The sequence below is a fragment of the Citrobacter meridianamericanus genome (assembly GCF_041320245.1).
In the GTDB taxonomy this organism is placed as follows: Bacteria; Pseudomonadota; Gammaproteobacteria; order Enterobacterales; family Enterobacteriaceae; genus Citrobacter; species Citrobacter meridianamericanus.
The window spans coordinates 3,406,677-3,422,741 of the sequence record NZ_CP101036.1 but is presented as its reverse complement, the minus strand read 5'-3'; the positions used below and the strand labels follow the sequence as shown (position 1 = coordinate 3,422,741).

13 protein-coding genes are annotated in these 16,065 nt (G+C 51.2%); 8 read left to right on the top strand and 5 right to left on the bottom strand.

Features of this window, described 5'->3' with window-relative positions:
* Positions 1-60 precede the first annotated feature (60 nt).
* The 6 genes from rlmKL to rmf all read left to right on the top strand — a co-directional run bounded on the left by rlmKL (position 61) and on the right by rmf (position 7,986).
* A complete protein-coding gene (rlmKL, locus tag NMD08_RS16895) occupies positions 61-2,169 on the top strand; it encodes a bifunctional 23S rRNA (guanine(2069)-N(7))-methyltransferase RlmK/23S rRNA (guanine(2445)-N(2))-methyltransferase RlmL (protein ID WP_151217942.1) in 2,109 nt (702 codons plus the stop codon).
* Between the two features lie 12 nt (positions 2,170-2,181).
* Positions 2,182-4,089 (top strand): ABC transporter ATP-binding protein, encoded by a 1,908-nt coding sequence (locus tag NMD08_RS16890; protein ID WP_151217943.1) that lies wholly within the window; start codon positions 2,182-2,184, stop codon positions 4,087-4,089.
* 14 nt (positions 4,090-4,103) lie between these two features.
* Entirely contained in the window at positions 4,104-5,357 is a 1,254-nt protein-coding gene (pqiA, locus tag NMD08_RS16885) for a membrane integrity-associated transporter subunit PqiA (RefSeq protein WP_151217944.1), read from the top strand.
* Positions 5,358-5,361: 4 nt separating this feature from the next.
* Positions 5,362-7,002 carry an intermembrane transport protein PqiB gene (pqiB, locus tag NMD08_RS16880; protein ID WP_151217945.1) on the top strand — a complete coding sequence of 547 codons (1,641 nt, stop codon included), beginning with the start codon at positions 5,362-5,364 and terminating at the stop codon, positions 7,000-7,002.
* Positions 6,999-7,562 (top strand): membrane integrity-associated transporter subunit PqiC, encoded by a 564-nt coding sequence (pqiC, locus tag NMD08_RS16875; protein WP_151225156.1) that lies wholly within the window; start codon positions 6,999-7,001, stop codon positions 7,560-7,562. Before pqiB ends, pqiC begins: the two co-directional genes overlap by 4 nt.
* Positions 7,563-7,818: 256 nt before the next feature.
* The gene (rmf, locus tag NMD08_RS16870) at positions 7,819-7,986 is read left to right on the top strand and encodes a ribosome modulation factor (protein WP_003035871.1); all 168 of its coding nucleotides are present in this window, start codon (positions 7,819-7,821) and stop codon (positions 7,984-7,986) included.
* 107 nt (positions 7,987-8,093) lie between these two features.
* Here rmf and fabA read toward each other — a convergent pair whose 3' ends face one another.
* Together fabA and NMD08_RS16860 are read right to left on the bottom strand one after the other, a co-directional pair.
* Positions 8,094-8,612: a bifunctional 3-hydroxydecanoyl-ACP dehydratase/trans-2-decenoyl-ACP isomerase gene (fabA, locus tag NMD08_RS16865; RefSeq protein ID WP_003035875.1), complete on the bottom strand. Its 519-nt coding sequence runs from the start codon at positions 8,610-8,612 to the stop codon at positions 8,094-8,096.
* Positions 8,613-8,680: 68 nt separating this feature from the next.
* The gene (locus tag NMD08_RS16860; RefSeq protein WP_151217947.1) at positions 8,681-10,441 is read right to left on the bottom strand and encodes a Lon protease family protein; all 1,761 of its coding nucleotides are present in this window, start codon (positions 10,439-10,441) and stop codon (positions 8,681-8,683) included.
* A 185-nt stretch (positions 10,442-10,626) separates the two neighbouring features.
* On the opposite strand from NMD08_RS16860, the gene matP reads away from it, so the two are divergent.
* On the top strand, positions 10,627-11,079 hold the full coding sequence (matP, locus tag NMD08_RS16855; RefSeq protein WP_151217948.1) for a macrodomain Ter protein MatP: 453 nt from the start codon (positions 10,627-10,629) through the stop codon (positions 11,077-11,079).
* A 97-nt stretch (positions 11,080-11,176) separates the two neighbouring features.
* Here matP and ompA read toward each other — a convergent pair whose 3' ends face one another.
* Positions 11,177-12,235, bottom strand: coding sequence for a porin OmpA (ompA, locus tag NMD08_RS16850; protein WP_151217949.1), 1,059 nt, complete (start codon positions 12,233-12,235; stop codon positions 11,177-11,179).
* 357 nt (positions 12,236-12,592) lie between these two features.
* Positions 12,593-13,102, bottom strand: coding sequence for an SOS-induced cell division inhibitor SulA (gene sulA / locus NMD08_RS16845; RefSeq protein ID WP_151217950.1), 510 nt, complete (start codon positions 13,100-13,102; stop codon positions 12,593-12,595).
* 216 nt (positions 13,103-13,318) lie between these two features.
* Between sulA and NMD08_RS16840 the strand changes: the two genes are divergently transcribed.
* Positions 13,319-13,933, top strand: a complete 615-nt coding sequence (locus tag NMD08_RS16840; protein WP_151225160.1) for a TfoX/Sxy family DNA transformation protein — start codon at positions 13,319-13,321, stop codon at positions 13,931-13,933.
* Here the strand turns inward: NMD08_RS16840 and yccS are convergent.
* Positions 13,911-16,064, bottom strand: coding sequence for a YccS family putative transporter (yccS, locus tag NMD08_RS16835; protein WP_151217952.1), 2,154 nt, complete (start codon positions 16,062-16,064; stop codon positions 13,911-13,913). The genes NMD08_RS16840 and yccS overlap by 23 nt on opposite strands.
* Position 16,065 lies beyond the last annotated feature (1 nt).

The following is a 16,065-nucleotide window of genomic DNA, read 5'->3' as shown; positions in this document are numbered from 1 at the left end:
TGACATACAGCCCATATTAGCTATAATGCGCAGCAATTTTATTGGAGTAAAAGTGACATTATGAATTCTCTGTTTGCCAGTACGGCCCGCGGGCTGGAAGAGCTGTTAAAAACTGAACTGGAAAACCTCGGCGCGCTGGAGTGCCAGGTCGTTCAGGGTGGGGTCCATTTTAAGGGCGACACGCGGCTTGTTTACCAGAGCCTGATGTGGAGCCGCCTGGCCTCGCGCATTATCCTGCCGATGGGAGAGTGCAAGGTCTACAGCGATCTTGATCTGTACCTCGGTGTTCAGGCAATCGACTGGACAGAGATATTTAATCCTGGTGCGACGTTTGCCGTCCATTTTAGTGGCCTGAACGAGACCATTCGTAACAGTCAGTACGGCGCGCTGAAGGTCAAGGATGCGATTGTCGATGCCTTCACCCGTAAAAATCTGCCGCGTCCAAATGTGGATCGTGAATCTCCGGATCTGCGCATCAACGTCTGGTTGAACAAAGATACCGCCAGCATTGCGCTCGATCTTAGCGGTGACGGTTTGCATCAGCGTGGTTATCGCGATCGCGCTGGCCAGGCGCCGATCAAAGAGACGCTGGCTGCGGCCATCGTTATGCGTTCTGGCTGGCAGCCAGGCACACCGTTGCTCGATCCGATGTGCGGCTCCGGCACGCTGCTGATTGAAGCTGCGATGTGGGCAACCGATCGTGCGCCGGGCCTGCACCGCGGGTACTGGGGTTTTAGCGGTTGGGCGCAGCACGATGAAGTCGTCTGGCAAGAAGTCAAAGCCGAAGCACAGGTGCGTGCGCGTAAAGGGCTGGCTGACTACTCCTCGCATTTCTATGGTTCCGACAGCGATGCGCGGGTAATTGAAAAAGCGCGCAGTAACGCCCGCCGCGCGGGTATTGCCGACCTGATGACGTTTGACGTTAAAGATGTTGCCAAACTGAGCAATCCGCTGCCGAAAGGACCGTATGGTACGGTTATCAGTAACCCACCATACGGCGAACGTCTGGATAGCGAACCGGCGCTGATAGCCCTGCACAGCCTGCTGGGGCGGACGATGAAAAACCAGTTTGGCGGCTGGAATTTGTCGTTGTTTAGCGCCTCGCCGGATCTGCTCAGCAGCCTGCAATTACGTGCCGACAAGCAGTTCAAAGCGAAAAACGGCCCGCTGGATTGTGTACAGAAGAACTATCACGTTGCAGAGACCACCGCGGACAGCAAGCCAGCCACGGTCGCGGAAGATTATGCCAACCGCCTGCGCAAGAACATCAAGAAGCTGGAAAAATGGGCGCGCCAGGAAGGCATTGAATGCTATCGCCTGTATGACGCTGACCTGCCGGAATACAATGTTGCAGTTGACCGTTACGGCGACTGGGTTGTGGTTCAGGAATATGCTCCGCCGAAGACAGTTGATGCACAAAAAGCACGTCAACGCCTGTTCGACATTATCGCCGCAACGCTGTCGGTACTGGAAATCGCGCCGAATAAACTGGTGCTGAAAACCCGTGAACGGCAGAAAGGGAAGAATCAGTATCAGAAGATGAATGAGAAGGGTGAATTCATTGAGGTAAGCGAGTACAACGCGCGCCTGTGGGTCAACCTGACAGACTATCTTGATACCGGTTTGTTCCTCGATCATCGTATTGCACGCCGCATGCTCGGTCAGATGAGTAAAGGTAAGGATTTCCTTAACCTGTTCTCCTACACCGGCAGCGCCAGCGTACATGCAGGATTGGGCGGTGCGCGTAGCACCACGACTGTTGATATGTCGCGCACCTACCTGGAATGGGCGGAGCGTAACCTGCGTCTGAATGGCCTGAGTGGCCGCGCGCACCGTTTAATTCAGGCCGATTGCCTGGGCTGGCTGCGCGAAGCCAATGAACAGTTTGATCTGATTTTCATCGATCCGCCGACGTTCTCTAACTCAAAACGTATGGAAGACTCGTTTGACGTACAGCGCGATCATCTGGTGTTGATGAAAGATCTAAAACGCCTGCTTCGTAAAGACGGCACAATCATGTTCTCCAACAACAAACGTGGATTCCGTATGGATCTCGACGGTCTGGCAGCACTGGGATTGAAAGCACAAGAAATCACTCAAAAAACGCTTTCCCAGGATTTTGCCCGTAACCGTCAGATCCACAACTGCTGGCTGATTACCGCAGCCTGAAAGGAAAATTAAATGTCATTAATCAGTATGCATGGTGCATGGCTGTCGTTCAGCGATGCGCCGCTTCTCGATAATGCTGAACTGCATATCGAAGATAACGAGCGCGTCTGTCTGGTTGGCCGTAATGGCGCAGGCAAATCGACGCTAATGAAGATCCTGAATCGTGAACAGGGTCTTGACGATGGGCGTATTATTTATGAGCAGGATCTGGTTGTGGCGCGTCTGCAGCAGGATCCGCCGCGCAACGTGCAGGGTAGCGTCTACGATTTCGTCGCTGAAGGAATTGCAGAACAGGCGGTTTACCTCAAGCGTTATCACGATATCTCGCATCTGGTGATCGCCGATCCGAGTGATAAAAACCTTCAGGAACTGGCGAAGGTTCAGGAACAGCTGGATCACCACAATCTGTGGCAGCTGGAAAACCGTATTAATGAAGTACTGGAACAGCTTGGCCTTGAAGCAGACATGGAGCTGGCATCGCTTTCCGGCGGCTGGCTACGTAAGGCGGCGCTGGGCCGCGCGTTAGTGAGTAACCCGCGCGTATTGCTGCTGGATGAACCGACGAACCACCTGGATATTGAAACCATTGACTGGCTGGAAGGGTTCCTGAAAACCTTCAATGGGACAATCATTTTTATTTCCCACGACCGTTCGTTTATCCGCAATATGGCGACGCGCATTGTCGATCTTGACCGCGGCAAGCTGGTTACCTATCCGGGTAACTACGATCAGTATCTGCTGGATAAAGAAGAAGCATTACGCGTAGAAGAGTTACAAAACGCGGAATTTGATCGCAAGTTGGCACAGGAAGAAGTCTGGATCCGTCAGGGTATCAAAGCGCGTCGTACGCGTAACGAAGGTCGCGTGCGTGCGCTGAAAGCCATGCGTCGCGAGCGTGGTGAACGTCGCGAAGTGATGGGCACAGCGAAGATGCAGGTCGAAGAGGCAAGCCGTTCTGGCAAGATTGTCTTTGAGATGGAGAATGTTGATTACCAGGTTGACGGAAAGCAACTGGTGAAAGATTTCTCCGCGCAGGTGCAGCGTAGCGACAAGATCGCGCTAATCGGACCTAACGGCTGCGGCAAAACTACGCTGTTGAAGCTGATGTTAGGTCAGCTTCAGGCTGACAGTGGACGCATTCATGTTGGAACTAAGCTGGAAGTGGCATATTTCGATCAGCATCGCGCCGAACTGGATCCGGATAAAACCGTGATGGACAACCTTGCTGAAGGTAAGCAAGAGGTGATGGTTAACGGCAAACCCCGCCACGTGCTGGGCTACCTTCAGGATTTCATGTTCCATCCGAAACGCGCGATGACGCCAGTACGCGCGCTCTCTGGCGGGGAACGCAATCGCCTGCTGTTGGCGCGTTTGTTCCTGAAACCCAGCAATTTGTTAATTCTCGATGAACCCACGAACGATCTGGACGTCGAAACGCTGGAACTGCTTGAAGAATTGATTGATAGCTATCAGGGCACCGTGCTGCTGGTGAGCCACGACCGTCAGTTTGTCGATAATACCGTGACCGAATGCTGGATCTTCGAAGGCGGCGGTAAAATTGGCCGTTATGTCGGCGGTTATCATGATGCGCGCAGTCAACAATCGCAGTATGTGGCGTTTAAGCAGCCAGTTGCGAAAAAAACAGAGGAACCTGCTGCTCCTAAAGCAGAAATTGTCAAACGCAGCACCAGCAAACTAAGCTATAAACTGCAGCGCGAACTGGAGCAACTCCCCGCGCTGCTTGAAGAACTGGAAGCTAAGCTGGAAGCCTTACAGGCTCAGGTTGCTGACGCCACGTTTTTCAGTCAGCCGCACGAGCAAACGCAGCAGGTATTGGCTAATCTGAACGAAGCGGAACAAGAACTTGAGCAAGCCTTTGAGCGCTGGGAGTATCTTGAGTCTTTGAAGAATGGCGCATAATTAAAGGAGCACATATGTGCGAACATCACCATGCCGCGAAGCATATTTTGTGCTCGCAGTGTGACATGCTGGTGGCGTTACCTCGCCTGGAGCATGGTCAGAAAGCGGCATGTCCACGATGTGGCACTACGTTAACCGTTGAGTGGGACGCCCCCCGGCAGCGTCCCACTGCCTATGTTTTAGCCGCACTATTTATGCTGCTGCTGTCAAACCTCTTTCCCTTTGTGAATATGAACGTCGCAGGGGTGAGTAGTGAAGTGACACTGCTGCAAATTCCTAGCGTGCTCTTTTCTGAAGATTACGCCAGTCTCGGCACCTTCTTTATCTTATTCGTACAGCTGGTTCCGGCCTTTTGTCTGCTGACGATCCTGCTACTGGTAAACCGCGCTCAGATGCCTGATCGGCTTAAAGCATGGCTGGCGCGTATTTTGTTTCAGTTAAAAAGCTGGGGAATGGCAGAAATCTTCCTCGCGGGCGTGCTGGTGAGCTTTGTTAAGCTGATGGCCTATGGCGATATCGGCGTAGGTAGCAGCTTCATCCCGTGGTGTTTGTTTTGTGTACTCCAGTTGCGGGCGTTCCAGTGTGTGGACCGCCGTTGGCTGTGGGATGATATTGCTCCTATGCCAGCTATCGAACAGGAATTAAAGCCTGGTGTGCCTGGAATCCGGCAGGGTTTGCGCTCTTGCTCTTGCTGCACTGCTATTCTTCCCGCTGACGAATTAGTATGTCCGCGATGTCAGGCCAAAGGTTATGCGCGGCGTAAAAACAGTCTGCAATGGACGTTGGCATTACTGTTTACGTCTATCATGCTTTATCTTCCTGCCAATATTCTGCCGATTATGATCACCGACCTGCTCGGGTCAAAATTGCCATCGACGATCCTTGAGGGGGTAGTTTTAATCTGGAGTGAAGGTTCTTACCCGGTGGCAGCGGTTATCTTTATTGCCAGTATTATGGTGCCGACCTTAAAAATGATCGCGATTGCCTGGTTGTGTTGGGATGCTAAGGGGCACGGCAAACGCGACAGTGAACGGATGCATTTTATTTATGAGGTTGTAGAATTTGTTGGTCGCTGGTCAATGATCGACGTTTTTGTAATTGCCGTACTCTCTGCGCTGGTGCGCATGGGGGGGTTAATGAACATTTATCCTGCAATGGGTGCTTTGATGTTTGCTTTAGTCGTCATTATGACAATGTTTTCTGCGATGACATTTGATCCGCGTCTGTCGTGGGACCGTGAACCAGAACCAGATCATGAGGAGTCCTGACAGCATGGAATCTAAAAGTGGGGAAGCCAAAGTGCAGAAGGTAAAAAACTGGTCTCCGGTATGGATATTCCCAATCGTCACTGCGCTCATTGGTGCATGGGTGCTGTTTTATCATTACAGCCATCAGGGACCAGAAGTTACGCTGATCACCACCAATGCCGAAGGCATTGAGGGGGGGAAAACGACAATTAAGAGCCGCAGCGTAGATGTCGGCGTCGTTGAAAGCGCTACCCTGACGGATGATTTGACCCATGTGCAGATTAAAGCCCGTCTTAATTCCGGTATGGAAAAGCTGCTGCATAAAGATTCTGTCTTTTGGGTGGTGAAGCCGCAGATAGGGCGTGAAGGTATCAGCGGTCTGGGTACGTTGTTGTCTGGGGTATATATTGAACTGCAGCCCGGCAATAAAGGCAGCAAACTGGAAAATTACCAGTTGCTGGACTCGCCGCCGCTGGCACCGCCGGATGCCAAGGGGATCCGTGTGGTGCTTGACAGCAAAAAAGCCGGACAGCTTAGTCCGGGCGATCCAGTGTTATTCCGTGGATACCGCGTAGGTTCTGTTGAGACCAGTACCTTTGATCCGCAAAAGCGAAGCATTAGTTATCAACTTTTCATCAATGCGCCTAACGATCGCCTGGTCACCAGCAATGTGCGCTTCTGGAAAGACAGCGGGATCGCGGTCGATCTGACGTCTGCGGGAATGCGTGTAGAAATGGGATCGCTGACGACGCTGTTTGGTGGCGGCGTGAGTTTCGACGTCCCAGAGGGGCTGGACCAGGGGCAACCCGTCGCGGAAAAAACCGCGTTTAATTTGTACGACGATCAAAAGAGTATTCAGGATTCTCTGTATACCGACCATATCGATTATCTGATGTTCTTTAAGGATTCTATTCGCGGTCTACAGCCGGGCGCGCCGGTAGAATTCCGTGGGATCCGTTTAGGAACCGTCGGCAAAGTGCCTTTCTTTGCGCCAGGTTTACGCCAGGCATTCAATGACGATTACCGTATCCCGGTGTTGATTCGTATTGAACCGGAACGTCTGAAAGCGCAGCTTGGCGAGAGTACCGACGTGGGGGCTCATCTGACGGATCTGCTGAACCGTGGGTTAAGAGCTTCTCTGAAGACCGGGAACCTGGTAACAGGGGCACTGTATGTGGATCTGGACTTCTATCCTAAAGATCCACCGTTAAAAGGCATTCGTGAGTTTGACGGCTACCAAATCATTCCGACCGTGAGTGGAGGGCTGGCGCAAATCCAGCAGCGTCTGATGGAGGCGTTGGATAAGATTAATAATCTGCCGTTGAACCCAATGATTGAGCAGGCGACTACGACTCTGTCGGAAAGTCAGCGCACGATGAAACATCTGCAAACTACGCTGGATAACATGAATAAGATTACTTCCAGCCAGTCAATGCAGCAGCTTCCGGGGGATATGCAGAACACATTGCGCGAACTGAATCGGAGTATGCAGGGCTTCCAGCCGGGCTCCGCTGCCTACAACAAGATGGTGGCAGATATGCAACGTCTTGATCAGGTTCTGCGTGAGCTGCAGCCGGTACTGAAAACGCTGAACGATAAGAGCAACGCGCTGGTGTTTGAAGCGAAGGATAAAAAAGATCCAGAGCCGAAGAGGGCGAAACAATGAAAAAGTGGCTAGTGGTGATGATGGCGTTCTGGCTGACGTCATGTAGCTCCAGCGGAGAAAATAAAAGCTATTACCAGCTTCCTATTGCACAGGGTGGGGTACAGAGCACAACTAACCAGGGGAATCGTCTGTTGTGGGTTGAGCAGATTTCGGTACCTGACTACCTGGCGGGTAATGGCGTGGTATACCAGACCAGCGATGTAAAATACGTGATCGCCAATAATAATCTCTGGGCCAGTCCATTAGACCAGCAACTGCGTAACACGCTAGTGGCGAATCTCAGCACCCAATTACCGGGATGGGTTGTTGCTTCTCAACCATTGGGAAGCGTACAGGACACTCTTAACGTCACCGTGACAGGCTTCCAGGGGCGCTATGATGGGAAGGTAATTGTAAGTGGGGAGTGGTTGCTGAATCATCAGGGTCAGTTAATTAAACGTCCGTTCCACATCGAAGCGGTGCAGACTCAGGATGGTTACGATGAAATGGTGAAGGTGCTGGCCAGTGCCTGGAGCCAGGAAGCGACGGCTATTGCTCAGGAGCTGAAACGCCTGCCTTAAGCTTAAATAATTGTAAATTATGCCGCCTCTGGTTCATTGCCCGGGGCTGTTTTTTTTATTTTTTTAGCCGTGGAGATAGCTGTTCTGACTGACTATTTTTGTACAAATGATTTTTCGGGTAGCTCACAAATATGACACTGGCGTGAATTTTGCGCATTGACGGCTCTGATGTTTAGGGGTATTCGTTTAGTGTGATTGCACACTTAGTAATCACTGTTTTCTTTTCCACCAGACCTAAAGATGAGGGAAACGAGGCATGAAGAGACAAAAACGAGATCGCCTGGAACGGGCACATCAACGTGGTTATCAGGCCGGCATTGCCGGACGCTCAAAAGAAATGTGTCCCTATCAGACGCTGAATCAGAGGTCATACTGGCTGGGAGGCTGGCGAGAAGCCATGGGGGATAGGGTTTTAATGGCCTGATTCTGTCTCTTTAGATAAAAGAAACCTCCGCAGAGCGGAGGTTTCGCCTTTTTGCCCACCAGACAAGACGAATAAACGTTAATGACTGGCAGATACACGGACCTGGATTAGAACGCGGAAGTATCCTGGAACAGACCCACTTTCAGATCGTTTGCGGTATAGATCAGACGACCATCAACCAGCACTTCACCATCAGCCAGGCCCATGATCAGGCGACGGTTAACGATGCGTTTGAAGTGAATGCGGTAAGTCACTTTCTTCGCGGTCGGCAGAACCTGGCCGGTGAATTTAACTTCGCCTACGCCCAGCGCGCGGCCTTTACCTTCGCCACCCAGCCAGCCGAGATAGAATCCAACCAACTGCCACATGGCATCAAGACCCAGGCAGCCTGGCATCACCGGATCGCCGATAAAGTGGCATCCGAAGAACCACAGGTCCGGGTTGATATCCAGTTCAGCTTCAACATAACCTTTGTCAAAGTTGCCGCCGGTTTCGGTCATCTTGATGACACGGTCCATCATCAGCATGCTTGGTGCAGGCAGTTGTGGCCCTTTTGCGCCAAACAGCTCACCGCGACCAGAGGCAAGAAGGTCTTCTTTTGTATAGGATTCGCGTTTATCTACCATGTTCTCTGTAAGCCTTATTTTATTGAAGCACGCAGGATAGCTAACACGTGTACGCTGAACAAGTCCGATCAGTTCGGAATAATCCAGTTCAGCCAACGTAGCGGCCAGGGAAAACGGTGACGACCTTCCTGTTGCGTTGCCGTAGCAATACGCTCCTGGATAGTTTGCATCAACGTTGTCTGACCTTCACCATCCCACACCAGATTTAACAACAGTGGCAGCGCATCGGTCACGTCGTCCACCGCCCAGATAGTGAATTTTTCTTCTTCTACAGCCTGTAGCAGCGTGGGCTGCAGGCTCAGATGTCTGACATTAGCTGAAGGAATAATAACGCCCTGCTTGCCGGTCAGCTCACGCTGCTGGCAGATGGCGAAGAAACCTTCAATTTTCTCGTTCAGACCACCAACAGGTTGCGCGCGACCAAACTGATCGACAGAACCGGTAATGGCGATGCTTTGATTAACAGGAACGTCGGCGAGGGCGCTAATCAATGCGCACAATTCGGCCATGGATGCGCTGTCGCCGTCGACTTCGCTGTACGATTGCTCAAAGGTCAGTGAGGCGGAAAAGGGGATTTGCTGTTCAAGCTGGAGTTCCGACATCAGGAACGCCTGCATAATCATCATGCCCTTGGCATGAATATTTCCGCCGAGCTCGGCTTTGCGCTCAATATCCGTAAATTCGCCATCGCCAATATGCACCACACAGCTGATACGTGAAGGCTCACCAAACGCGCGCGGATGTCCAGGGAATTCAATCACCGACAGGGCGTTAATTTGGCCAATACGCTCGCCTTCCGTCTCAATAAGGATCTGTTCCTGAAGGATCTCATCTTGCATACGTTCAGCCAGGAAACCTTCCCGCCATTCTCGCTGAGCTAGCATCAGGCCAAACTGCTCAGCGTTGCAGGTGTCGCTCTCGCATAACGGAGCCACTTCTTTGAACTGCCGGATTATCCATAATGGATTAAGCGGCAATGTATCCTGTTCGCCGGTGTAGCGCACGGCTTCACGAATCAGTACCTGCCAGGCATCAGGAGCGGGATAAGGTAAATGGTTACGCGTAGCGGTATGCGTTACCCACTGACACCACTGCGTCATGGTTTCGGCATCCACTATCTGTAGATTATCTTCAAACTCGCTATAAATAGCCTGCTCAGCCAGTTCTGGCTCCATTTCCTGGAAGTCTGCCAGTGATTCACGTTCACCCACTAATATCACTTTCAGTTTGAGCGGCATAGGTGGAACGGAGACAGGAAGTGGGCGCGACTCATCAAAAGCTACCCAGTCAAAACGCTCGTGGCTGACAATGGCTTTCAGGCGCATCCACAGCAGCGGCTGGGCCAACAGCGTGCGCAATGAAATAACCAGCACGCCACCGTTAGCCTGATGTACAAGTCCTGGCTGCAGGGTCACTTCGCCATTGAACTGACGCAGGCAGCCAAATAGCTGTTCGGCTTCAACCCAGTCAGCGCTGACTACCTGAGTTAACGTTGCAAAATTGTCTTCTGCTTTCTCAGCTGTACGATAGCGAATAGTGTGACCGGAGATATCATAATGACCTCCGGTCAGGCTTCCGGCATCCGTGTGCAGCGTACGTGCTGCTGCTGCAATAAGGTTGAGATACTCAAGCTCTTCCGGCGCTTTTACCAGCATGAACGAGGACGTCGTCCAGTGCTGAAGAAGCTGCTCTAATGCAAATTGTAAACGCGGTTGAGTATCGCTAAGTAAGGTGTCGGTGTCGTCAGTGACGTGCGGCTGTGCAAATACTTCCTGATAACTGTCGGTATCAGGAACCAGATCACGCCATGCAAGTTTCGTAATGGTCAAAGTTGATGTTTTTTAGTCTGTTGTAAAAAACGCGATTATACCGTAACCATCATCACTGCACACGTGGAAAGCGCCGGGAAACGAATGTGATGACGCGCGGCAGTTCACAGGCTGGATATTCTTTTCTTCAGATGCCGAAAAAGCTGATATTCTGATAAGAGTTACACGGTAACATTGAGATCGCAATGAAATATCAACAACTTGAAAACCTTGAAAGCGGCTGGAAATGGAAGTATCTGGTGAAGAAGCATCGTGAGGGGGAGTTAATCACCCGTTACGTAGAGGCCAGCGCTGCCAAAGAAGCCGTTGATTTATTGCTAACCCTCGAAAATGAACCGGTTCGGGTCAATACCTGGATTGAAAAACACATGAATCCGGCGCTGCTAAATCGTATGAAACAAACCATACGAGCAAGGCGTAAACGGCATTTTAATGCTGAGCATCAGCATACGCGCAAAAAATCAATCGATCTGGAATTTATGGTCTGGCAGCGCTTAGCGGGGCTTGCGCAGCGGCGTGGTAAAACGCTTTCTGAAACTATTGTGCAACTCATTGAAGATGCAGAGCATAAAGAGAAGTACGCGAACAAAATGTCGACATTGAAGCAGGATTTACAGGCGTTGCTGGGAAAAGAATAGCGGTAGGGTGTGGTTCGGCGTAACGTTCTGGTGCGTTTTTAACGAAAAACAGCTGAAAAAAAACCCCGCAAAGCGGGGTTTTTTACTAGACGATAACTTAAGCCTGAGGCTGAGTTACAACGTCTTTGATACCTTTAACTTCGATCTCAACACGACGATCCGGAGCCAGGCAGTCGATCAGTGCAGCGCGAGCTTTCACGTTGTCACAGGTGTTGCCAGTAACCGGGTTGGATTCGCCCATACCACGTGCAGAGATTTTGTCAGAAGGAATACCTTTAGAGATCAGGTAATCAACAACGGACTGAGCACGTTTCTCGGACAGACCCTGGTTGTAAGCGTCAGAACCGATGCGGTCAGTGAAGCCCAGAACCACTACGGAACCGTCTTTCGGATCCAGGTTGCTCAGCTGGCTGTACATCTGGTCCAGAGCCTGCTGGCCTTCTGGTTTCAGAGTTGCTTTGTTGAAGTTGAACAGAACGTCAGACTTCAGAGTGAAGTGTTTGGTCTGTACTTCTGGAGCTGGAGCCGGAGCCGGTGCAACTACTGGAGCTACAGTTTCCTGACCGAAACGGTAAGAAACGCCAACGCTCAGCAGGCCGTTATCCGGACGACCACCAACGGTGTTCGCGTCACCGATGTTGTTGGTCCACTGGTATTCCAGACGGGTAGCGATTTCAGGAGTAATTGCATACTCTACGCCACCAGCGAATACTGGGGATACACCAGTGTCGTGGTCTTTGAAACCTTCGTTGTTTTTAGCGTCTGCACGCCAAACCATACCACCCAGACGGGTATAAACGTCCAGATCGTCAGTGATTGGGTAACCCAGTTTAGCGGTCAGCTGAACGCCCTGAGCTTTGAAAGCGCCGTTTTGATGAGTAGCGTCGGTGTAGCCTTTGTACGGCATACGACCTAACCAGTCGTAACCCATTTCAAAACCAACGTACGGGTTAACCTGATAACCACCGAACGCACCAGCACCCAGTTGGCTTTCGTGGGTAGGACCGGCGTTGTTGATCTGGTTGTTACCAATGTCATGGTACTGAGACCAGCCCATTTTAGCACCAGCGTACCAGGTGTTATCTTTCGGAGCGGCCTGCGCCACGGTAGCGAAACCAGCCAGTGCCACTGCAATTGCGATAGCTGTCTTTTTCATTTTTTGCGCCTCGTTATCATCCAAAATTCGCCATGAATATCTCCGAAGAGAGATAACACGGTTAAATCCTTCACCCGGGGACCAGTTCAATAGTTACTCTACCGATATCTGCGGCTTACGCCGAGCACCCCTGGCGATGTAAAGTCTACAACGTAGTTGAAAACTTACAAGTGTGAAGTCCGTCAGGCATATGAAAAAAAAAGGCTTGTATACACAATATTTAACATTTTTGGATGAATAAATGTACTGAGGATATCCTGAAAACCGCTTCAGACAAGCGTTCTCACGAAAAACCCGTTAAGGCTCAAAACCAAATTGAGACATGAAAAAAAATTCCAGGATAAATCCTAATTTTACTTAATGATACAAATTCGAGTGAATTTTTAGCCCGGAATGCTGTCTCCCCGCAAGTGTCTGAGCGCGAACAGGACGCATAATAAACCCCATCGCATTACCTTCATCTGCCGCTTTTACCAGTTCGGCATGTTCATCTTCGGTTAACTCCTCCGTCAGCCAGCCGATAACGACGCTGTAGTTGCCCGTGCGCAGTGCTCGAACCATAGATTCCAGCGTATTGCAGGGAGAGAGCTGACTAATTTGCATGACTTTCGTCAATGGAAGCCCGGCCGACTGTACCCACTCCCGACTTAATTTTTGCTGAGGTGTCAGCCACAGCTGCCAGCGGGATTGCTGCCCTAACTGTTGCAGGAGTGGAAGCAGCAGGAGCTGTGTCATCATGGGCTGGTCTTCGCGATAGACCACTTCACTGATAAGCCCAGTGGTAGCGTTCTCTGACGACACGCGCGCAATGCTGCTTGATGCAGAAGAGAACGACGAAGAACGATTTGCATAACCTGAAGTGTACATAATCAATCCAGCCCTGTGAGTTACTGTATGGATATACAGTAACCCTGCCATCAATAAAGATCAACCTTATTTTCGGAAACAGGTTCGCAATTTTTAGTCGCCGTCACGGGAAAAATTAAATTCATCTTGCCCCATTCGAATAAGTTGCCTATTTTCGTCATTAACGGATCTGCTACTGAAAATCATTTGGTTACGTTATGATTTAAAAGGATTTTTATGAAAGAACTTTCTTATGCAAGGATCTATAAATCTCAAGAATATCTGGCTTCTTTGGGGGCGATTCACTATCGCTCATTGTTTGGCAGCTACAGTCTGACTGTTGGGGATACGGTCTTTGCCATGGTTGCCAGCGGTGAACTATATCTTCGGGCATGTGAGCAGAGCGCTCAGTACTGTGTAAAAAACTCTCCTGTCTGGCTGACATTTATCAAGCGCGGACGTCCGGTTGTACTCAATTATTACCAGGTGAACGATGCCCTGTGGCAAAACCAGCCGCAGTTGGTGATGCTATCACGCTATTCGCTGGATGCAGCTGTTAAGGAAAAACAGAGCCGCTTTGCACAACATCGTCTGCGGGAGCTACCCAATATGACGTTTCATCTGGAGACTCTGCTAAATGAAGCAGGAATTAAAGATGAGGGAACATTGCGTTCGCTGGGAGCACAAATGTGCTGGCTGAAACTTCGGCAAAATAACCCCGCCTTGACGGTAAAAATACTCTACGCCCTTGAAGGAGCGGTCGGGGGAGTGCATGAAGCCGCGCTCCCGGCGACGCGTCGCCGGGAGCTGGTAGAGTGGGTGAGTTCTCTTACGTCGAAACTGGGGTATTAGAGGGCAGCACGGCAATTTGCTGCTGTAATCGCCGGATCTCCGGGAGTAAGGCAATCAATAGCCCAACTTGCTGTATGACCAGCGGCTCTTTACTGTCCGAACGCGGCTCAAGACGCTGAATTCGCTGCTTCAGTCCCTCCAGTGCCTGGTATACGCGCTGCTCGTCAGCGGGTTGATGGTGAAGCGCATCATCAACATAGCAGACGGCATCGTCTAGCAATGCCAGGACCTCCGGATTGGTTAGCTGTTCGCGATGCGCACCCAATGCGGAAATATAGCTGGTAAATGTATGGTTCAGACACAGCAAGCGGAACGCCGTTTCGCGCGTTTGGGCCGTGACGTCCGGTTCACTCGACATGTTCGACACCACGGAGGCCAGTTCCGCGTCACGATTGTGCGCGTCCCTCCGGGCGATACGGTATGTAAGGCGATTATCGCGACCCTGATGATATTGTTCGAGTATTGCATCAAGATAACGACAGTTTGCATCAGTCGCCCGTTCAATCACCCGCGGCAGATTACGAAAACGCCAGTCTGGCCAGATAAAGCTGACAGCAGCCCAGGCGATAGCGCAACCAATCAGCGTATCAATGACACGCGGCAGTGCGACCTCAAAACCTTCACCAAGCAGGTTAAAGCACAGTAGCACCAGCAGCGTGATAAACATTGTGGCATGCGCATACTGGACGTTGCGAAAAGCAAAAAACAGTACGCCGGTGATCACTAAAAGTATCAATTGCCCTTCGAGAGAAGGCACAAACCACAGGATCGGTAAACCAATAGCGATCCCGACGAGTGTACCGATAATCCTCAGCGCCAGGCGATGTCGCGTTGCGTTGTAGTTTGGCTGACAGACAAACAGGCTGGTCAACAGGATCCAGTACCCGTGGTTCATACCTGTTATCTGGATAATGGCATAGCCGACGCAGAGCACCAGCGACATACGGATAGCATGGCGAAACAGGGCGGACTCGGGCGTGAAATTACGACTCAGACGTAACCAGATATCACTGAACCCATGCGGACTGTCATCAGCAAGCTGATTTTCAGACTCATTGCGTGAGAGTACCTGAGCCTGTTCGGACTCAATAGTAGCCAACTGGGCATCGATGGCTCGCAGATTCGACAGCAAAAATCCCAACGTGTTGAGCAGATCGGCTGGCTCACCACTGGCACGCATGCGCTCAAGCGCAGCATCTATATGGGTGAAAACGCGCTCAAAGTGTGGGTCGTGCTGATAAGGTGTGCGCAATAAAATACAACGGGACAGCTGTGAACAGGCTTGCCCCTGCATCGACATCAGACGCTGGAAGCGGAACATCACATCGCTGTGGCGGAAATGATCGCGCAGCGTTTGGTACTGAATATGCGAGGAGCTGGCGCGTTCATGGATATCCTGCGCCACAAAATAGTAATGTAGCGTACGCCGAGTTCCCCGTTGCCCGCGGTCGCCGCGCAGGCGAGTCAGTAACGACACCTTCGTCTGGTTTAACGTCGCCATCAGTTGCCCATTCGCGAGAGCTAAATCATACAACGGTGCCTGGCTTTCATCTTCTATATCGGGATCAAACAGACGCGATTTCAGTTCCAGATAGTGCGCTAACTGTTCGTAGCTACGTGCCAGATTATCCTGCAAGGGACGGATGGGGAACAGAAGATGCCCGGTCAGTGTTAACAGGTTGTACCAAATAGCGCCAGCGAGCAGCAGGATCGGTTGCTGATACCACTGATCGTAAAGCGAAGTGCCAAGCATCGTGTAAATGGCGATCAGCAACGCGCCAAAAGCGATGGTTGCATAGCGTTGACCTAATCCACCCAGTAATATAAAGCCGCTGGTGGAGAGCGTTAACCCAATGGCAAACAGCCATGGCCATGGGAAGAGCAGTTCGACAGAAGCCGAGGCAATAAAAAAGCAGACCAACGTAATAATCAAATTGCGTAGCCGGCCTGCAAGACGATCGTCCAGGTCGGTCAGTGCGGCAGCAACCATACCCAGCGTGAGCGGGATGGTTAGTTTAACGTCGCCCAGCCACCAGGGCAGTGCCGTTGTGCCGCAGAGCGCGATAAAAATCCGCACGTAGTACAGCCAGGTGCTGTTCCAGGTATAGCGTTTGAGCAGAGGACTTAACATA